The sequence below is a fragment of the Curtobacterium sp. MCBA15_008 genome, from assembly GCF_001865065.1.
Classification (GTDB): domain Bacteria; phylum Actinomycetota; class Actinomycetes; order Actinomycetales; family Microbacteriaceae; genus Curtobacterium.
Genome location: NZ_MJGN01000005.1, coordinates 1 through 16200, shown reverse-complemented (window position 1 = coordinate 16200; position 16200 = coordinate 1). Strand labels below are relative to the sequence as shown.

General features: G+C 72.7%; 22 protein-coding genes. 6 read left to right on the top strand and 16 right to left on the bottom strand.

What is annotated here, in order from left to right; translation table 11 throughout:
* Positions 1-130 precede the first annotated feature (130 nt).
* Positions 131-751, bottom strand: coding sequence for an alpha/beta hydrolase (locus BIU96_RS01990; protein WP_175477433.1), 621 nt, complete (start codon positions 749-751; stop codon positions 131-133).
* Between the two features lie 73 nt (positions 752-824).
* Between BIU96_RS01990 and BIU96_RS01985 the strand changes: the two genes are divergently transcribed.
* The gene (locus tag BIU96_RS01985; protein WP_071290938.1) at positions 825-1367 is read left to right on the top strand and encodes an NUDIX hydrolase family protein; all 543 of its coding nucleotides are present in this window, start codon (positions 825-827) and stop codon (positions 1365-1367) included.
* A 91-nt stretch (positions 1368-1458) separates the two neighbouring features.
* Here BIU96_RS01985 and BIU96_RS01980 read toward each other — a convergent pair whose 3' ends face one another.
* Entirely contained in the window at positions 1459-1662 is a 204-nt protein-coding gene (locus BIU96_RS01980) for a CsbD family protein (RefSeq protein ID WP_071290937.1), read from the bottom strand.
* Positions 1663-1788: 126 nt separating this feature from the next.
* Positions 1789-3369 (bottom strand): DEAD/DEAH box helicase, encoded by a 1581-nt coding sequence (locus BIU96_RS01975; RefSeq protein ID WP_071290936.1) that lies wholly within the window; start codon positions 3367-3369, stop codon positions 1789-1791.
* A 244-nt stretch (positions 3370-3613) separates the two neighbouring features.
* On the opposite strand from BIU96_RS01975, the gene BIU96_RS01970 reads away from it, so the two are divergent.
* Complete coding sequence (locus BIU96_RS01970; protein ID WP_071290935.1) at positions 3614-4474, top strand: endo alpha-1,4 polygalactosaminidase; 861 nt, start codon at positions 3614-3616, stop codon at positions 4472-4474.
* Between the two features lie 16 nt (positions 4475-4490).
* On the opposite strand, the gene BIU96_RS01965 is transcribed toward BIU96_RS01970, so the two are convergent.
* Both BIU96_RS01965 and BIU96_RS01960 read right to left on the bottom strand, forming a co-directional pair.
* The gene (locus BIU96_RS01965; RefSeq protein ID WP_071290934.1) at positions 4491-4856 is read right to left on the bottom strand and encodes a GntR family transcriptional regulator; all 366 of its coding nucleotides are present in this window, start codon (positions 4854-4856) and stop codon (positions 4491-4493) included.
* Positions 4857-4894: 38 nt separating this feature from the next.
* Positions 4895-5464, bottom strand: coding sequence for a DUF1684 domain-containing protein (locus tag BIU96_RS01960; protein ID WP_071291069.1), 570 nt, complete (start codon positions 5462-5464; stop codon positions 4895-4897).
* Positions 5465-5585: 121 nt separating this feature from the next.
* On the opposite strand from BIU96_RS01960, the gene BIU96_RS01955 reads away from it, so the two are divergent.
* Positions 5586-5951 carry a DUF4333 domain-containing protein gene (locus BIU96_RS01955; protein ID WP_083402582.1) on the top strand — a complete coding sequence of 122 codons (366 nt, stop codon included), beginning with the start codon at positions 5586-5588 and terminating at the stop codon, positions 5949-5951.
* A 25-nt stretch (positions 5952-5976) separates the two neighbouring features.
* Here BIU96_RS01955 and BIU96_RS01950 read toward each other — a convergent pair whose 3' ends face one another.
* From BIU96_RS01950 to BIU96_RS01930, 5 genes are all read right to left on the bottom strand, one after another.
* Complete coding sequence (locus tag BIU96_RS01950) at positions 5977-6459, bottom strand: LpqN/LpqT family lipoprotein (RefSeq protein ID WP_175477432.1); 483 nt, start codon at positions 6457-6459, stop codon at positions 5977-5979.
* 17 nt (positions 6460-6476) lie between these two features.
* A complete protein-coding gene (locus BIU96_RS01945) occupies positions 6477-7805 on the bottom strand; it encodes a hypothetical protein (RefSeq protein WP_071290932.1) in 1329 nt (442 codons plus the stop codon).
* Positions 7802-8119, bottom strand: coding sequence for a DUF6507 family protein (locus BIU96_RS01940; protein WP_071290931.1), 318 nt, complete (start codon positions 8117-8119; stop codon positions 7802-7804). Before BIU96_RS01940 ends, BIU96_RS01945 begins: the two co-directional genes overlap by 4 nt.
* A gap of 108 nt (positions 8120-8227) precedes the next feature.
* The gene (locus BIU96_RS01935) at positions 8228-8596 is read right to left on the bottom strand and encodes a hypothetical protein (protein ID WP_071290930.1); all 369 of its coding nucleotides are present in this window, start codon (positions 8594-8596) and stop codon (positions 8228-8230) included.
* 29 nt (positions 8597-8625) lie between these two features.
* Entirely contained in the window at positions 8626-9117 is a 492-nt protein-coding gene (locus tag BIU96_RS01930; protein ID WP_071290929.1) for a hypothetical protein, read from the bottom strand.
* 65 nt (positions 9118-9182) lie between these two features.
* Between BIU96_RS01930 and BIU96_RS01925 the strand changes: the two genes are divergently transcribed.
* The gene (locus BIU96_RS01925; RefSeq protein WP_071290928.1) at positions 9183-9950 is read left to right on the top strand and encodes a carbonic anhydrase; all 768 of its coding nucleotides are present in this window, start codon (positions 9183-9185) and stop codon (positions 9948-9950) included.
* Between the two features lie 22 nt (positions 9951-9972).
* Here the strand turns inward: BIU96_RS01925 and BIU96_RS01920 are convergent, their stop codons facing one another.
* Positions 9973-10605: a GNAT family N-acetyltransferase gene (locus BIU96_RS01920; RefSeq protein ID WP_071290927.1), complete on the bottom strand. Its 633-nt coding sequence runs from the start codon at positions 10603-10605 to the stop codon at positions 9973-9975.
* A gap of 96 nt (positions 10606-10701) precedes the next feature.
* Between BIU96_RS01920 and BIU96_RS01915 the strand changes: the two genes are divergently transcribed.
* Together BIU96_RS01915 and BIU96_RS01910 are read left to right on the top strand one after the other, a co-directional pair.
* Positions 10702-11310 (top strand): 2-phosphosulfolactate phosphatase, encoded by a 609-nt coding sequence (locus BIU96_RS01915; RefSeq protein WP_139199701.1) that lies wholly within the window; start codon positions 10702-10704, stop codon positions 11308-11310.
* A 40-nt stretch (positions 11311-11350) separates the two neighbouring features.
* On the top strand, positions 11351-11653 hold the full coding sequence (locus BIU96_RS01910; protein WP_071290925.1) for a DUF427 domain-containing protein: 303 nt from the start codon (positions 11351-11353) through the stop codon (positions 11651-11653).
* Positions 11654-11718: 65 nt separating this feature from the next.
* Here BIU96_RS01910 and BIU96_RS01905 read toward each other — a convergent pair whose 3' ends face one another.
* The 5 genes from BIU96_RS01905 to BIU96_RS01885 all read right to left on the bottom strand — a co-directional run bounded on the left by BIU96_RS01905 (position 11719) and on the right by BIU96_RS01885 (position 16033).
* The gene (locus BIU96_RS01905) at positions 11719-12972 is read right to left on the bottom strand and encodes an Nramp family divalent metal transporter (protein WP_071291067.1); all 1254 of its coding nucleotides are present in this window, start codon (positions 12970-12972) and stop codon (positions 11719-11721) included.
* A 67-nt stretch (positions 12973-13039) separates the two neighbouring features.
* Complete coding sequence (locus tag BIU96_RS01900) at positions 13040-13735, bottom strand: CGNR zinc finger domain-containing protein (RefSeq protein WP_071290924.1); 696 nt, start codon at positions 13733-13735, stop codon at positions 13040-13042.
* A 47-nt stretch (positions 13736-13782) separates the two neighbouring features.
* The gene (locus BIU96_RS01895) at positions 13783-14322 is read right to left on the bottom strand and encodes a SprT-like domain-containing protein (protein ID WP_139199699.1); all 540 of its coding nucleotides are present in this window, start codon (positions 14320-14322) and stop codon (positions 13783-13785) included.
* Positions 14319-15161, bottom strand: a complete 843-nt coding sequence (locus BIU96_RS01890; RefSeq protein ID WP_071290923.1) for a hypothetical protein — start codon at positions 15159-15161, stop codon at positions 14319-14321. Before BIU96_RS01890 ends, BIU96_RS01895 begins: the two co-directional genes overlap by 4 nt.
* A gap of 128 nt (positions 15162-15289) precedes the next feature.
* Complete coding sequence (locus BIU96_RS01885; RefSeq protein ID WP_071290922.1) at positions 15290-16033, bottom strand: hypothetical protein; 744 nt, start codon at positions 16031-16033, stop codon at positions 15290-15292.
* Positions 16034-16200: the final 167 nt, after the last annotated feature.

Here is a 16200-nt window from a genome sequence, read left to right as displayed (position 1 = left end):
CTGGCACCGTGCCTCCCGTCTCGTCGTCTGGTCCCGACCACAGCATCGAGGGAGCAGGAATAGTCGGGTCGCCACCGCGCACCCGACGATTCCTGCTCCCTCGACAACGTGTCAGCGCAGGTGTCAGCTGCTACGACGCAGCGATGAAGGCGGTCACGTCCGCCAGCTCCGCTGCCGACACCGCGTGCGGGAGCCCCGCGTACTCGCGGTCGGTCACGTCCGCGTTGGCGGCGGCCCACGCCTGCGTCCGCGCGGTGGCCTCGGCCGGGATCACCGGGTCGAGGTCGCCGTGCCCGAGGAACACCCGTGGCCGGACCGCGGCGACGGCCTCGTCACGTGCGTCGGGCACCCCGGGCACCACGAAGCCGGACAACGACACCGCGAACGCGAACCCCGTCGGGCGGGCGCGCAGCAGCTGCAGCGCCATCGAGCCGCCCTGCGAGAACCCCAGCAGTCCGATCCGCGGGTGGTCGGCGGCGACGGAGTCGATCCACGCGAGCACGTCCGCCACCACGGCGTCGACCGGCTCGAGCGCGGGGGAGCCCGGCGTACCGAGCGGGTACCAGCTGTGCCCCTGCCCCCACGGCATCGGCGCTCGGAGCGAGGCCATCGTCCACGCCGCGGGCAACGCGGGGGCGAGACCGAGCAGGTCGCGCTCGTTCGACCCCACCCCGTGCATCGCCACGAGCAGCGGGGTCCCCGCACGCTCCGACGGCGGCCGGGTCCACTGCACGAGCTCCGCATCGATCACGTGGACCACGCTAACCGTCCCCGACACCCGCGCCGTGCGCCGAACTCGCCGGACTCCCTGGTAGACACGGTGCATGTCCTCGCTGCGCACCCCCGACCCCGACTCCGGCTGGCTGTCCGACGAGGAGCTCGCCAACGTCCGTCGTCGACTGCCCATCTGCTACGTCGAAGCGGTCCCCGTCCGGACCGACGGCCTCGGCGTCGTCACGGAGGTGGGCGTGCTGCTGCGCGTCTCCCCGAGCGGCTCGATCGCCCGGACGCTCGTCTCCGGCCGCGTGATGTTCGGCGAGTCGATCCGCACCGCGCTCTTCCGACACCTCGAGAAGGACCTCGGCCCGATGGCGTTCCCGCAGCTGCCGTCGAGCCCGACGCCCTTCACCGTGGCCGAGTACTTCCCGCTGCCCGGCGCCTCGGTGTACACCGACGAGCGGCAGCACGCGATCTCCCTGGCGTACGTCGTCCCCGTCACCGGCACCTGCGAGCCCCGGCAGGACGCCCTCGAGCTCACCTGGATGAGCCCCGCCGAAGCCGCGTCCGACGCCGTCGCCGACGAGATGGAGGGCGGCCGCGGAGCACTCCTGCGCGCCGGTCTCGCCTCGGTCGGCGCCCTGATGTAGCCCGCCCGACCCCGCACACGGCACCCCGCACACGACGAAGGCCCCGGATCCACTCGGATCCGGGGCCTTCGCAGCTCGGTGCGGGACCGGCTTACTTGTCGTCGTTCTTGAGGCTGTCAGCGACGCCGTGAACGGTGTCCTTCGCGTCCGTGCCCGCCTGCTTGGTGTCGGCCTTGACCTGATCGGTCTTGCCCTCGGCCTTGAGGCGGTCGTTGTCGGTCGCGTTGCCGACGGCTTCCTTGGCCTTGCCTGCTGCCTTCGCAGCGGCGTTCTTGACGTCTTCGATCCCAGCCATAGGCACTCCTTCCAACGACGGACGATTCCCCATCAGCCGCTCGCGCGGCCTCCGGTGACACAGAACGTACCCGTCGCGGTCGCCGCCTTCGCAGGCAGCGTCAAGGTTGTGGCCGGGGCCGACGGATCAGCGGGCGGAGCCGGCCGGACGGGAGGCGCGGCGCGAGCCACCACGACGGGCACCGCCCGACTCGGAGCCGGCACCACGGCCGGCGGCGTAGCCACCCTCCGAGGACCAGACCGGAGCGGAGCCACCGCGGACGGTGTCGCTCGAGGCGCGGCGGCTGCCGCCCCCACGACGCTGACCGCCGGCGGAGCCTGCGGAGGCGCCGACGCTGGCCTCGGCGGCACGGCCACCGCGACGCCCTGCACCGGAGGACCCGGTGGCCGAGCCGGTGCGCGCGGGCTGCGCCGCGCCTCCCGTCCGACCGCCGCGACCACGACGACGACCGCCACCGGCCGTGTCGGACTCGCCCGTGCGCTGCTTGGGCTGGCGCTGCTGCTGCACCGGCTGCTCGGCGACGTGGCGGACCGGAGCGACCTCGCCGACGAGCGACGTGACGGCGGGCGACGACGCGGTGACCTGCTGCGGCGTGACCTTGATCGCTGCGGCACGCATCATCTGCGCGACGTCGCGACGCTCGGCCGGCGTCGTCACGGTGACGACGTCGCCGGACGAACCCGCACGCGCGGTGCGGCCGGAGCGGTGCAGGTACGCCTTGTGCTCGGTCGGCGGGTCGACGTGCACGACGAGCTCGACGTGGTCGACGTGCACGCCACGGGCGGCGACGTCGGTGGCGACGAGCACGAGGGCCTCGCCGGAGGAGAACTTCGCGAGGTTGCGCTCACGGGCACCCTGCGACAGGTTGCCCTGCAGGTCGACGGCCGGGATGCCCTGGCTGCTGAGCTGCTTCGCGAGGCGCTTGGCGTGGTGCTTCGTGCGCATGAAGAGGATGCGACGACCGGTACCCGAGGCGAGCGTCCGGACGAGGTCCTTCTTCGCGTCGGCGTCGGCGACCTCGAACAGGTGGTGGGTCATCGCCTCGACGGGGCTGTGCTCGTCGTCGACCGAGTGCATCACCGGGTTGTGCAGGAACTTCTTGACGAGCTTGTCCACGCCGTTGTCGAGCGTGGCGGAGAACAGCATGCGCTGCCCCTGCTCGGGCGTCGCCTGCATGATCTTCGTCACGCCGGGCAGGAAGCCCATGTCGGCCATGTGGTCCGCCTCGTCGAGGACGGTGACCTCGATCGCGTCGAGCCGCACGTGGCCCTGCTGCATGAGGTCGGCGAGGCGACCCGGGCAGGCGACGACCACGTCGACGCCGCCGCGGAGCGCGTCGACCTGGCGGCCCTGCGAGACACCGCCGAAGATCGTCGTCGTGGTGAGGCCCATCGCCTTGGCGAGGGGGGCGAGCGTCGCGTCGATCTGCGTCGCGAGCTCACGGGTCGGGGCGAGCACCAGCGCACGGGGGCGGCCGGCGCGTCGCTGACGGGGGTTGGCGGCCAGGCGCGCGGCGAGCGGGATCGCGAAGGCGATCGTCTTGCCGGAGCCGGTGCGGCCGCGACCGAGCACGTCCTTGCCCTGGAGGGAGTCGGGGAGCGTGTCGGCCTGGATCGGGAAGGCGTTCTCCTTGCCCTGGGCGAGGAGGACGTCGACCATCGGGGTCGGGACGCCGAGGTCGGAGAAACGGATGTCTTCGTTGGTCATGGTGACCTTTCGAGCCGGAGTGGTCCGGCTGTGGGCGCGCTCTGAGGCAGCACGCGGGCGGGATGCGCGCCAACGGATGTGGCTGGCGCAGTCGCCGCAGCAGAGAAGCCTGGGCACCTTCGGGAGGTGCTCGATCATCGACCGTTCAGACGAGCTGACGTGGTCGGGAGTTCGGGGCGTCCGTACGACGCACGAGGCGATCGGCGCCTCGAGTACCTCCATCATAGCGTGCGAGGATCGGATCGTGCGAGACCGGACCCTGCTGCTCACCGTCGCGACCGTCGCCGTGGCGGTGATCGGCCTGAGCGGCTGTGCCGCCGCGGCCCCGTCGTCGTCCGCTCCTGCTTCGTCGTCCTCGACGTCGGACGCCGCGTACGCGAACCTGCCGACGTCGGGGATCCCCGACTACCAACTCGGTGGTGGTTACACCCCGCCGGGCGGCGTCACGATCGTCGAGCGGGACAGCACCGACCGTCCGGCCCCGGGCAAGTACGGCATCTGCTACGTCAACGGCTTCCAGACGCAGCCCGAGGACGCCGACGCCTGGCTCGACGACCACTCGTCCGCGGTGCTCCGCGACGACGACGGCGATCCCGTGTCCGACCCGGGGTGGCCCGACGAGATGCTCCTCGACACCCGCACCCCGGCGAAGCGCGCGGAGATCGTCAAGGTGCTGACGGCGTCGATCGCTCGGTGCGCCGACCGGGGCTTCGACGCGGTGGAGTTCGACAACCTCGACTCGTGGACCCGTTCGGACGGCGTGCTGACGCGGTCCGGGAACCTCGCGCTCGCCGCGGCGCTCGTCCGGGGCGGGCACGAGCACGGGCTCGCGGTCGGGCAGAAGAACACCCCGCAGCTCGGGGCCTCCGGCCGGAAGACCACGGGGTTCGACTTCGTCGTCGCCGAGGAGTGCGTGCACTACCAGGAGTGCTCGGCGTACACGAAGGCCTACGGGAAGCACGTCATCGACGTCGAGTACTCGGACGAGACCGACCGCTCGTGGGCCTCGGTCTGCGCGGACGACGACCGGCCCACGATGACGATCCTGCGCGACCGCGACCTGGTCACGCCGTCGGACGACGACTACGTGTTCGAGCACTGCTGAGCGCGGGGCGCCGGGGTCAGGCGGGCCAGGCGTCCCGGAGCGCTGCTGCGGCCTGGTCGGCGGACAACCCGGCCGCCCGTGCCGCCGCAGCGAGTGCACGTGCCGCATCGGCCACCGGCTCGGGGACCTCGGCGGGGCGGATCACCCGGGTGCCGGCCCCGCGTGCCGTGTGCACCAGGCCGGACTCCTCGAGCAGCTGGTAGGCCTTCGCGACCGTGCCGGCTGCGAGCCCGAGCTCGTCCGCGAGCGTCCGGACGCTCGGGAGCCGCTCCCCGTCGACCAGGTACCCGGCCGTGATCTGCGCCGCGATCTGCGACCGCACCTGCTCGAACGGCGGGATGCGTCCGCCGGCGTCCAGCGCCACGAGACTCGTCGATGACATGCGTTCCACCCTGGATGTCGTGGTGCTCGGACTGCTCGTCAGAAGTCGTACTGCTCGCCGACCGGGATCGGCACGGCGACGGTGTTGCCGGGCGGCGCGAGCGGGCAGGCCCACGCCGGGTCGTACGCGCACGAGGGGTTGTACGCGAAGTTGAAGTCGAGGACGATCTCCCCGTCGTCGCCGCCGAGGTCCGCGCCCTTGATCGTGTCGACCAGGTAGCGGCCCCCGCCGTAGGTGCCGCGGGCCTTACCGGCGCTCGCGTCCTTCACCGGGATGAACACCCCGCCCGCGTAGCCGCCGTGCGCCCACACGTCGAGCGATCCGACGCCGGGGAGCGTGACCACCCCGAGCCGGTCGAAGTGCACGATGCCGTCGGTGCCGGTCTCGACGTCCATCGCGACCGACTCGGCCGGTTCGATGCGCGCCCGGAAGCGCCAGGAGGGGTCGTAGTCCGGCACGGGGAGGGACTCGAAGTCGCGCGCGTCCTCGTCGAGGAGCGGACTGGCCGGGTGCTCCCCGAACATCGCGTCACGCGTCTCGCGCCACATCGCGTGGGCGGTCTCCGGGTCCCCGGTCGCGCGCACGCGGCGGTACAGGTCGAACGTCATCCGCCGCCAGTCCACGGTGGCGAGCGTGCTGTGCACGCGGTCGTCGGTTCCCGGCTCCTGCGTCTGGCTCACACGACGAGGCTACGCCCGCGGGGCGTCCTGGGCATGGCAGACTGGCGCGATGACCACGAACGAGGGGACGATGGCCATGACTCGGAGCTCCCGGCGGATGCTCGCGACGGGGATGATCGGAGCGGCCGTGGCCCTGGCGGCCAGCGGGTGCTCGTTCTCGGCGTCGGTGCACAGCACGGTCTCGCCCTCGAAGTTCGAGACCGTCGTCGCCGACGCGCTCGAGAAGAGCGTGGGGCAGCGACCACAGGTGGACTGCGGCGACGACGCGATCGACCTCGAGGACGGCAACACCGTGCACTGCGACATCGGTGCAGCGGGGGACGCCACGAAGTTCGACGCGACCGTCGAGGTGCGCGACGTCTCCGGCTCGAAGTACTCCGTGCACGTCGAGGTCGCCGACGAGCCGAAGAACTGAGCGCTCCGGTCAGTGCACGCTCCGGTCAGTGCAGTCGGGCTGACTCCAGCACCGACCGCAGGACCGGCACGAGTCGCTCGCCCTCGTCCGCGCCGCACGTCGCCGTGAGGGCGATGACGTCGGCCACGGCCCCGTGGTCGATCGTGGCGAGCTGCAGGGCCTGGAAGACCGTGCCCACGCCGGGCATCACGAACGCGCCCTCGACCCGGTAGCCGTCGAGACCGAGCACCGTGCGGTACTCCGATCCCAGCTCGGCCCAGCGCTCTGCTGCCTCGAGCGCGGCGGTGTTCTGCTCGACGGCGAGCGACAGCGCCGCACTGCCGTCCGCGGTCGTCGCGATCCGACGGACGGTGACGACGACGTTGGCGCGGAACGGGCCCTGCTGCTCGGTCTCGGCCACGGCGACGAGCGCGTCGGGGAGCACGAGCGGCTCCCACCCCGCGGGGACGTCGAGACGCACGACGGGGGTCGGGACGAAGGGCGGGGTGTCGGATCGGACTGTGGTCACGAGGTGCTCCTGCACGGTCAGAAGGGGAGGACGGACTGGAGGTCCTTCACGAACTCCTCCGGGTCGATGTCGATGCTGACGTTGGCCCCTGCGCCGAGACCGAGGGCGGCGCCGAGCTTGCCGTCGAACGCGATGTCCTCCGGCGTGACGACGAGTCCGACGTTCGCGTCACCGCCGGCGCCGACCTTGGCCTTGGCGCCGATGCCGACGTCGATGCCCATGAAGGAGCGGTGCAGCGTGGCGCCGGCGTCGGCCCCGGCGAACCCCTCGACGCCGGCCTTCGCGCCGACGCCCTGCGGTCCCGCGTCGAACTGGGCGTCCGCGCCGACGCCCGCTCCGGCGCGGGCGTTGCCGTCGATCGCCGTGCCGTTGAAGCCGTTCTCCTGCGAGACGCTGCCGTCCGCCTTCGCCCCGGCGAACCCCTCGACACCGACCTTGCCGTGCACGCCGGTGTACTTGTTGGCGCTCAGCGCGGCCGTTCCGGAGAGCATGATGCCCGCGAACGCGTCGGCGATCCCGTCCAGGCTGATGCCGTTCCCCTCGGCGTGGCCTTCCGCGTGGGCCTCGGCCCCGGCCTTGGCCTCAGCCTTCGCGTCGGCGGAGACGCCGTCGCCGTCCTGGTGCGCTCCGGCGCTGCTGTCGGCACCGACGCCGGCCCAGGCGGACGACTTCCCGCTCGCCGATCCGACGCCGTCCTTCGAGGCCGACCCCTCGGCCTCGGCGCCGACACCTGCCCGAGCGTGCGCCTCTGCCTCGGCGTCGTGCCCGTCGGCCGACGCGGAGGCACCGGTGTCCGTCTGCCACCCGTGCGCGGAGGACGAACCGGTCGCGTGGTCCGGGGCGGTGTCCCGGGCGATGCCGTCGAGCGTCGTCGAACACGCCTTCGCGGCGGTGTCGTACTGCATCGCCGCGAGCAGCACGGAGGTCTCGATCATCGCGTTCTTCACCGACACGGCGGGGTCGTCGTGCCAGTCGTATGCAGCGTCCGAGGACGCCGACGTGCGGACGTCCGAGCGGAGCGCCGCGGCTGCGGTCTCGGCGCCCGCGAGCGCCTTCTTCGCCGTCTCGACGGCGTCGGCGAACGTCTCGAGAGCGGTCGCGGCCCGGTCGAACGCCTCGGCGAGCGCAGCGGCCTGCCACTTCGGGGCCAGGGTCGCGCCGAGGAGCTGCTCCGTCTCCTGCGCGAGGTAGTACAGCCCGAGGCCGTTCCAGGTGCGGTCGATGGCGTCGGTGACGGTGTGGACGGTCTTCGCGCTCGACCGCATGTCCTTCGCGGCGGCGCGCAGCCCCTCGGCGTCGGCGTCGATCGTCGGGAAGGCCCCGGCGTCGACGAGGGCGGCGCTCACCGTCCGGAGCCCGCGTCGTCCGCGGAGGGGGTCTTCGCGGCCATCTCCTCGTCCGCGTCGACGTAGGCCTGCGTGGCCGACGTCGCGGCGACGTGCGCGGCCGTGATCCGCTCGTGCAGGTTCGGCACGACGTTCCGGAAGTCGTCCAGTAGCCGCTCGAGTCCGGGCCGCGCGCGCGAGCTGCCGACCGCGGACAACGCCGCTTCGGCTGCTGCCAGCACCGCGGCGTCGGCGGTCGTGAGCTTCTCGAGGTCGCCGTCCACCCCGGTCAGGACGCTCGAGACGCCGCCTGGATCGATCGCGTACCTGCTCATCGGATGTCCCCCTCCGTGACGATGTCGGCCGACAGTGCGAGCGTGGACCGACGCCGATGATTGTACCTGAGGGAGGCTCGGGACGCCCGACGGGCAGCCGGCGACCGATCAGCGGCCGAGCAGGCCCCGGAAGAACCGGCTGAAGGCGTTCGGCCGGTGGGTCCACCCGTGCTCTGCGAGGACGGCCTTGACCGGGCGGCTGACGTCCGTCGACCGGAAGTCGAAGTAGGTGTTGTCGTCGTCGAAGTTCTTCGCGAAGACGCTGTCCTTGTACTGGCCGGACTCGCCCAGCAGGGTCACGCGGTACCGCCACTCGACGGAGCCGAACACGACCCCGGGGCCACGGGCGCCGTGTCGCCAGACGGCTTCGATCCGCTGGCCGTTCCGGACCACCTCGAACGGGTGGGTGCCGTCGTTCAACGCGAACAGTGCCTGTTCGACCTCGGCGGCGGGCCGGTGGGACGCGGCGGTGTGCATCCCGACATCCTAGGGAGACGCCGGTGGGGTCAGGCGGCGGCCCGGCGGTGTCGCCGCCACTGGGGTGCCATCGACCGCATCCGCAGTGCTCGCCACTGCCAGATCACCCACATCCCGGGCCACAGCAGGGCACCGAGCACGGCCGGGCGCATCCGGTAGCTCAGTCGGTCGACGAGCAGGGTCCGTCCGTCGGGGGTGGGGCGGACGGCCATCCGGTGCTGCATGGTCATGCGTCCGAAGAGGCCGGTGACCCCGCCACCGTTGTCCCGCTGCACGGGGACGCCCTGCACCTCGTAGAGGTCGAGGTCCACGTGGGTGTCGCCGCTCGGGACGACCCCGAAGGCGCTCGCCGTGATGGGGTGCGGCTCGCCGGGGACCCATCGAGGGGGGAAGCCCTGAGGGTCGCGGGACCGGTACACGAGGAACGGTTTCGTCACGGCGACCATCACGGCCGGGGACAGCAGGGCATCGCGCACGGCGTCGACCGGCGCGTCGAGGACGATCCGGAGGCCGACGTGCATGGCGTGGACGCTACTCCGGCGGGCTGGCGACTTTCCACCGCTCCGTGAAATGTAATATGTTTGGAATGCGCCGCTCCTCTCGCGTCCTCCCCGTCCTCGCCCTCTCGACCCTCGCGCTCGCCGGCTGTGCCACGCAGACCGCGACGACCGCCGCCCCGACCCCGACTGCAGCCCACTGGGGGTACGAGGGTGGCGACGGGCCTTCGCACTGGGCCGGGCTCTCGGACGAGAACGCCGTGTGCGGGGCCGGGCAGCGCCAGTCCCCGATCGACCTGCCACGGCTCGGATCCGGTGCGCCGATCGACCTCAGCGTCCCCGACGCCGTGGTCGAGGGCACGACGGCCGACAACGGCCACACCGTGCAGCTGACCGTCGGTGACGGCGAGACGACGGTCGTCGACGGCGTCGACTACCACCTGCAGCAGATGCACTTCCACGCGGGCTCCGAGCACACGGTCGAGGGGAAGCGCTCGCCGATCGAGCTGCACTTCGTCCACGCCGACGGCGACGGCAACCTGCTCGTCGTCGGGGTGTTCGCCACGATCGGCGCGGGCAACCCGGCCTTCGACGAGTACGTCCGCGGAGCGCACGGGGACGCGGCACGGCCGGCGACGGTCGACCTCCGCAAGATGCTCCCGGCCGAGCGCTCGTACTGGAGCTACGAGGGCTCGCTCACCACGCCCCCGTGCACCGAGGGCGTGCGGTGGGTCGTCCTCGCCACCCCGGTCGAACTCGGGCAGGACCAGGTCGACGCCCTCACCGAGGCGCACGAGGGGAACGACCGGCCGACGCAGCCACTGAACGGCCGCACCGTCCGCACCGGCGGCGCCTGAACCGGAACTGCTCGGACGCGGATCAGGCGTGCCGGGCGGAGCGGCGTCGTGCGCCCTCTGCCCGGTCGTGCCGACGGAGCCGTTCGGTCAGCGACAGCCGGACCGCGGGCCACTCCGACGCGATGACCGAGAAGACGACGGTGTCGCGCAGGGTGCCGTCGCGGCCGATGGCGTGGTTCCGGAGGACGCCGTCCTGCTTTGCGCCGAGCGCGGCGATCGCCGTCCGGGACTGCAGGTTGTGCCAGTGCGTCCGGAACTCGACCGCGATGCACTGCCAGACGTCGAACGCGTGCGACAGCATGAGCAGCTTCGACTCGGTGTTGATCCCGGAGCGCTGCGCCGACCGGGCGAGGAACGTGCTGCCGATCTCGACGCGGCGGTTCGCGGTGTCGACGTTCATGAAGGTCGTGGCGCCCACGACGCGGCCGGTCGGTCGGTCACGCACCGCGAACGGCACCATCCGGCCAGCGGCGTGCTCCGCCAGACGGCGCTCGATCTCGTCGTCGACCTGCGCCGGAGCGGGGATCGAGGTGTACCAGGTGCGCCACAGATCACCGTCCGCGACCGCCGCCCGGAGGTCGTCCGCGTGCTCCGCCCCGAGGGGCTCGAGTGTCACGCGGTCGCCGGTCAGGGTGGGTGCGGGGGCGATCTCCATGGCACCCGATCCTATGGTCGCCGCCCCGACGGGAACCCCGCGGGAGGGTCACCTGTGGAAAAGGTCAGGGTCCTCCCGGCGGCTATCGTGGATCGGGTGGCAGCACGCACGCAGCAGAAGTACCAGGTCCGCTTCGCATGGGGCACCGGCGGCGCCGGACGCATCGCCCCGGACGCCCACCTGCTCGTGTGGGTCGACGCGCTGCCGGGCTCCGCGGGCGTGACCGAGCGCGAGCGCCAGCGAGCGTTGCGCTCCCTCGCCGCGCAGCTGCCGGACGGTCCGGAGGTGGTTCTCGGCCACCTCGGCAACGCGACCGCGATCGCCGTGCGTGTGACGCGCCTCCAGGCCGAACGCGGCGACCGGTGCGTCGTCGCGATCGTCGCAGCCGGACGCCACCATGCACCCGCCGACGACGCGGCCGAGGCGGCGGGCGAAGCCGCCGACATGCCGGACGCACCGGACTTCGCCGTCGAGGACCTGCTGGCAGCCGGGGCCGTCGTCGACGCGCTCACCGAGGTCGGGATCGACCACACCTCGCCCGAGGCGGCAGCGGCCTGTGCGGCGTACACGGGACTCCGTCGTGCGGTGAAGCACCTCGTCAGCGCGTCGGAGTCGGCGACCGCCCTCGAGCCCTCCGACGTGCACGCAGCGCTCGCCGCGCAGGACGGCCTCGTCACCCTGCGGGAATCGACCTCGCGCGCGTAGCGTTCCGGACGACACCCGAAGAGCAAGCGAAGGAGCAGCCATGAAGGCAGTCGTCGGAGACACCGTGATCGCCGAGGCCCCGCAGGAGGACCTCATCCAGATCGAGGGCAACTGGTACTTCCCGCCGTCGAGCGTGAAGTCCGAGCTGTTCACCGAGAGCCCCACCCAGTACCACTGCCCGTGGAAGGGCGACACGCAGTACTTCACCGTGAACGTGGACGGGCAGGCGCTGCAGGACAACGCGTGGTCGTACCCGACGCCCATCCCGTCGTCGTTCGACCGCGTCGGCAAGGACTACAGCGGCTACGTGGCGTTCTGGAAGGGTGTCCGCGTCGTCGACTGATGCGACGGCGCCACGGCGCCACGGCGCCACGGCGGCACAGCGGCAGCGGCCCCAGCCAGCCTGCGTCAGCCGGCCACCGTCAGCACGATGAGCGCGACGTTGAGCGCGACGATCACCAACGCGATGACCCCCGCCACCACGCGGGTGGTCATCGCGTTGACGTCGTCGCCCATCACGCTCCGTCGCGAGGTGTAGACGACCAACGGCACGATCGCGAAGGCGATCCCGAAGCTCAGCACCACCTGGCTCACGACGAGCAGCATCGTCGCGTCGGCGTTCACCGCGAGCAGGACGATCGCCGGCACCAGCGTCACCACCCGTCGGGCGAGGAGCGGGATCCGCACGTGCAGCAGCCCCCGCATGATCTCCGCACCGGCCATGCAGCCCACCGAGGTGGACGCGAGCCCGGACGCCAGCAGCCCCACCGCGAAGAGCACCCCGACGACCGGGCCGACGTGCTCCGCGATCGCGCGCTGTGCCCCGGGGATCGAGTCGGTCCCGGCGACCCCCGGCAGCGTGGCCGCGGCGAGCACGAGCATGCAGATGTTCACGCCGCCGGCGACGATGAGCGCCAGCGCGACGTCCCACCGTGTGGCGACGAGCACCCGCCGACGCTCCGGCCCGGCGGGGACGTCCCCGTGGCGGTCACGCGCGAGCGCCGAGTGCAGGTACACCGCGTGCGGCATCACGGTCGCGCCGAGCATCGACGCGGCGAGCATCACGGACTCGGACCCCTCGAATCGCGGGACGAGTCCGGCGACGAGGTCACCAGGTGACACCTGGGCGAAGAGCAGGCCCGCGCAGAACCCGACGGTGAGGATCGCGAGCATCGCCGTGACCACGGTCTCGAAGGTCCGGGTGCCGCGGTGGCTCTGGAGCGTGAGGATCGCCATCGACACCACGCCGGTGATGAGCCCGCCCGCCACCAGCGGCAGCCCGAACAGCAGGTGCAGGGCGAGCGCGCCGCCGATCACCTCGGCGATGTCGGTCGCCGCGGCCACGATCTCCGCCTGCGCCCAGAACAGCAGCCGTGGCGTGCGCTTCATCCGCAGCCCGAGGTGTTCCGGCAGGGACTTGCCGGTGACGACGCCGAGCTTCGCGGAGAGGTACTGCACGACGACCGCGCTGGCGTTCGCGGCGACGAGCACCCACAGGAGCAGGTAGCCGTACTTCGCCCCGGCCGTCAGGTTCGCGGCGACGTTGCCCGGGTCGACGTAGGCGATGGCGGCGACGAACGCCGGGCCGAGCAAGGTGAGGCCGGCTCCGCGTCGGCGCGGAGTGCGTTCGGGCGCGCGCGGCGGTGCAGCGGTCTCGGTCATGCAGCCCAGCATGCCAGAGGATTCGGTGTACCGAATCCTTGGTTTCGGAGGCACCGCGGCCGTGTGCTCAGGCGGACGCGCGCCGGGCCCGGTGCGCCCGCACCTTCGCCCGGTTCCCGCAGCGCTGCATCGAGCACCACCGCCGGGTCCCGCCGCGCGAGGAGTCGTAGAACACGAGGCCACAGTCCTCGGCCGAGCAGCGGCTCAGCCTGGTCGGTTGGCCGTCCGCCGCGACGTCGTCGAAGCCGACCTCGGTGAACAGCGAGACCGCGTCGCGCGCGACGCTCGAGAGCGCCTGTGCGAGCCGCACGCGGTTCGCTCCGGCTCGGCGGCGGCCACCCGGGAGGCTCGGGGGCACGTCCGGCAGGGCGGCGAACAGGTTGACGGTGTCGATGTCGTCGGGCGCGGGGCGCGTCCGGCCGGTCCCGGCGCGCAGGCCTGCGGCGACGGCGGTGCGCTCCGCCGCGGTCGACGCCGGTGCGGGTGCCGCAGCGACCGCCAGGCGGGCGATCGCAGCGCGGAGCGCACGGGCGTCCTGCAGCTCGCGCGCCGCGGCGCCGACGTCGATCGGCTCGGTGTGGTCGGTCAACCACTCGTCCAGGTCGGCCGGCGTCATCAGGAGCTCGCCGAGCTGCGCTCGGGGGCGTCGACCGTCCGGATCGTCGGCGAACCCGCCGGTGTGGGCGAAGTCGAGGGCGATCCGTCCGGCGTCGAAGAACCAGGTGGAACCGGCGTCCGTGCGGATGTGCTGCCCCGTGTGCATCCGCCCAGGCTAACGGGTTACCGGCGCGCCTCCTCGCCGAGGGCGGATCATGCGGTAGCCGAGCGCTCCTGGTCCGTTCGTCGGGTCCACGTGATGACGTTCCGGGCATCGAACCGTCGGGCGCACCGCGCGCACGCCAGGGGCCGGGTGGGGGTGCGGTACCGGAAGTGCTCGTGGCCCGCCGGGCAGGTGCCGACCCAGGGTGCGAGTTCGCTCGCCACCGGTCCGTCGTGGAGCCGCGAGCCCGTGTACCCGAGGGCCTTGGCCGTCCGTCGCCACGTCGGGCCGTGGGCGGCACGGGCACCGGCGAGCGCGTGAGCGATCTCGTGCAGCAGGACCTGGTCGACGTCGGCCTCGGAGAACCGGACGGCCAGGTGCCGACTCACCGTGATGCGTCTGCGGGCGAAGTCGCACTGCCCGGCGCGGGTCTTGGCGTGGTCGAAGTCGAACGACCACGTACGGGCGCCGAGGTGCGCCGTCATGAGCTGCTCGGCGCGGGCGCGGACGGACTCGAGCGTCGCCTGTCGTTCCTGCCGTGCAAGCCGCGCCTGCTCGGCCCGGTCCGACGCAGTCGCCTCGGTGGTCACCGGCCGTCGTCGTCCGGTTCGTCCCGGCCGGCCTGGCCCTTCTGCGCTGCGCGGGCGGCGATGCGGCCCCACAGGTCGTCGGCTTCGGTGCGCGCGGCGTCCGGCGCACCCAGCACCCGGCGACGGATCGGCGGCACCTGCTTCACCGGCTCGGCGACCCGCGTCGTGGGCTCGTCCTCGTCGGAACGCCGTGCGGCGATGTCCCGGGCGGTGCGAGGCCGGTCCTCGGCGGGCTTCGGCTGCGACACGGAGGCGCGGAGCGCGGCCTCGACAGCGGTCCGCAGTGCCTCGGTGCGTTCGGAGGGGGCGCCGGCCTTCCGGAAGGCCTGGTACGCCCGCGACAGTGCCGAACGGGCCTCGTCGAACCGCGAGAGCTCGAACAGCGACCAGCCCTCGAGCTCGGCTGCCGCGCCCTCGAGCTCCGGCCACTCCTCGGTCCGGGCGGTGTCCCGTGCGAGCGCCGACTCGGTGGCGGCACGCTCGTAGCGACCGAGGTCGTGCAGGACGTGCGCGCGGCGGATGCGAGCGGCCACCTTGTCCGCACGCTCACCCGTGAACATCGTCAGGCGGAAGACCTCCTCCGCGATGACCAGGGCTTCGTCGAGCCGGCCGAGCAGCCGGAGGAGCTCGGCGCGTTCGGCGAGCGCGTCGGTGCTGCGGCTCTGCCCGAGGTCGCGCAGGCGCTGCTGGATCGCGTCGGCGTCCACGGCGGGACGGAGGCTGATCGGGGCGAACGTGCTGCCCGGGCTGACACCGGCCGTCACGGGCGCGGCATGACGGGGTTCCCGAGCGCGGTCGAGGCGGTCGGGCTGCTGGCGGTCGTCGGGCGGGAGGGACATCGGTTCGAGGGTAGCCGCGCCGCCCCGAGAGCGAGCGGTGCCACGCGCACGGGGGTCACGCGTCGTTCGGAGAACACCGACGGCCCGCCGTGCTGGTGCACGATGGGCCGTCCGGAGGAGATCGGCTGTCAGGCCAGCTGCGTGCCGAGCACCACGGCGAACACGATGTAGAGCGCGATCGGTGCGACGACCGCGACGATCAGCGCGACGACGCCGAAGGCCCGGCCGCGCTTCGTGATGATCGCGATGATGCCCTGCACGATCGCCCAGAGGCCGAGGACGGTGCCGATGATCGCTGCGATGCCGCCCCCCGCACTGCTCGTGAGCATGTTCGGGTCGTCCATCAGCTGCTGCTGGAGGTCACGCTGCCCGGACTCGGTCGCCGCCGAGCCGTCGAGGAGCGAGTCGCGGATCGCGGAGCTGCCGCCGAACGCGTTCCCGAAGACGATGCCGGCGACCACGGCGAGCGCGAGTGCGAGCAGCGCGACGATGAACGCCACGACCCCCACGGTCTTCTTCTTGCGCTTCGGTTCCTCGTAGCCCTGCCACGCGGGGGCCCCGGCGCTCGTCGGGGCCGACGAGGCGGCGTAGGGCTGCTGCGTCTGGTGCTGGTCGCCCCAGGATGCCGCGGGCTGCTGCCCGTACTGCCCCTGCTGCTCGCCGTACTGGGTGGACCCGTACTGCTGCTGCCCGTACTGCGACGTCTCGCCCTCGGGGGCGCGCTCGCCGTAGCGGGGTGCGTCCTGCGCGCTGCGCTCGCCGTAGCGCGGCTCGTCGGCGGCGGCGGAGGCTGGCTGCTGCGGCGCTTCGCCCCAGTTCGGCACCTGGCCGTCGCCGGTCCGGTCCTCGTTGCTCCGGTCGTCGTTCGTCATCGGGGATTCCCATCGGTCGGTCGCGCGCCTGCACGGTCGTTCCGTCCATCCTGGCAGCCGCGCCCCGGCAGCGCCCGACAACGCCTCGCCGTCGCACTCCCGCCTCGCGCTGGTGACGTGCCCGCCTGTCGGCCTGGAGGCGCGGGTCGGCGCCGACCCGCGCCTCC

Excerpts from the sequence above, each read along its gene's own strand:
- BIU96_RS01985 (WP_071290938.1), top strand. The coding sequence starts at position 825 with ATGTCCTCGCTGCGCACCCCCGACCCCGACTCCGGCTGGCTGTCCGAC.
- BIU96_RS01980 (WP_071290937.1), bottom strand. The coding sequence starts at position 1,662 with ATGGCTGGGATCGAAGACGTCAAGAACGCCGCTGCGAAGGCAGCAGGC.
- BIU96_RS01975 (WP_071290936.1), bottom strand. The coding sequence starts at position 3,369 with ATGACCAACGAAGACATCCGTTTCTCCGACCTCGGCGTCCCGACCCCG.
- BIU96_RS01965 (WP_071290934.1), bottom strand. The coding sequence starts at position 4,856 with ATGTCATCGACGAGTCTCGTGGCGCTGGACGCCGGCGGACGCATCCCG.
- BIU96_RS01960 (WP_071291069.1), bottom strand. The coding sequence starts at position 5,464 with ATGACGTTCGACCTGTACCGCCGCGTGCGCGCGACCGGGGACCCGGAG.
- BIU96_RS01955 (WP_083402582.1), top strand. The coding sequence starts at position 5,586 with ATGACCACGAACGAGGGGACGATGGCCATGACTCGGAGCTCCCGGCGG.
- BIU96_RS01940 (WP_071290931.1), bottom strand. The coding sequence starts at position 8,119 with ATGAGCAGGTACGCGATCGATCCAGGCGGCGTCTCGAGCGTCCTGACC.
- BIU96_RS01935 (WP_071290930.1), bottom strand. The coding sequence starts at position 8,596 with ATGCACACCGCCGCGTCCCACCGGCCCGCCGCCGAGGTCGAACAGGCA.
- BIU96_RS01930 (WP_071290929.1), bottom strand. The coding sequence starts at position 9,117 with ATGCACGTCGGCCTCCGGATCGTCCTCGACGCGCCGGTCGACGCCGTG.
- BIU96_RS01925 (WP_071290928.1), top strand. The coding sequence starts at position 9,183 with ATGCGCCGCTCCTCTCGCGTCCTCCCCGTCCTCGCCCTCTCGACCCTC.
- BIU96_RS01920 (WP_071290927.1), bottom strand. The coding sequence starts at position 10,605 with ATGGAGATCGCCCCCGCACCCACCCTGACCGGCGACCGCGTGACACTC.
- BIU96_RS01910 (WP_071290925.1), top strand. The coding sequence starts at position 11,351 with ATGAAGGCAGTCGTCGGAGACACCGTGATCGCCGAGGCCCCGCAGGAG.
- BIU96_RS01905 (WP_071291067.1), bottom strand. The coding sequence starts at position 12,972 with ATGACCGAGACCGCTGCACCGCCGCGCGCGCCCGAACGCACTCCGCGC.
- BIU96_RS01900 (WP_071290924.1), bottom strand. The coding sequence starts at position 13,735 with ATGCACACGGGGCAGCACATCCGCACGGACGCCGGTTCCACCTGGTTC.
- BIU96_RS01890 (WP_071290923.1), bottom strand. The coding sequence starts at position 15,161 with ATGTCCCTCCCGCCCGACGACCGCCAGCAGCCCGACCGCCTCGACCGC.
- BIU96_RS01885 (WP_071290922.1), bottom strand. The coding sequence starts at position 16,033 with ATGACGAACGACGACCGGAGCAACGAGGACCGGACCGGCGACGGCCAG.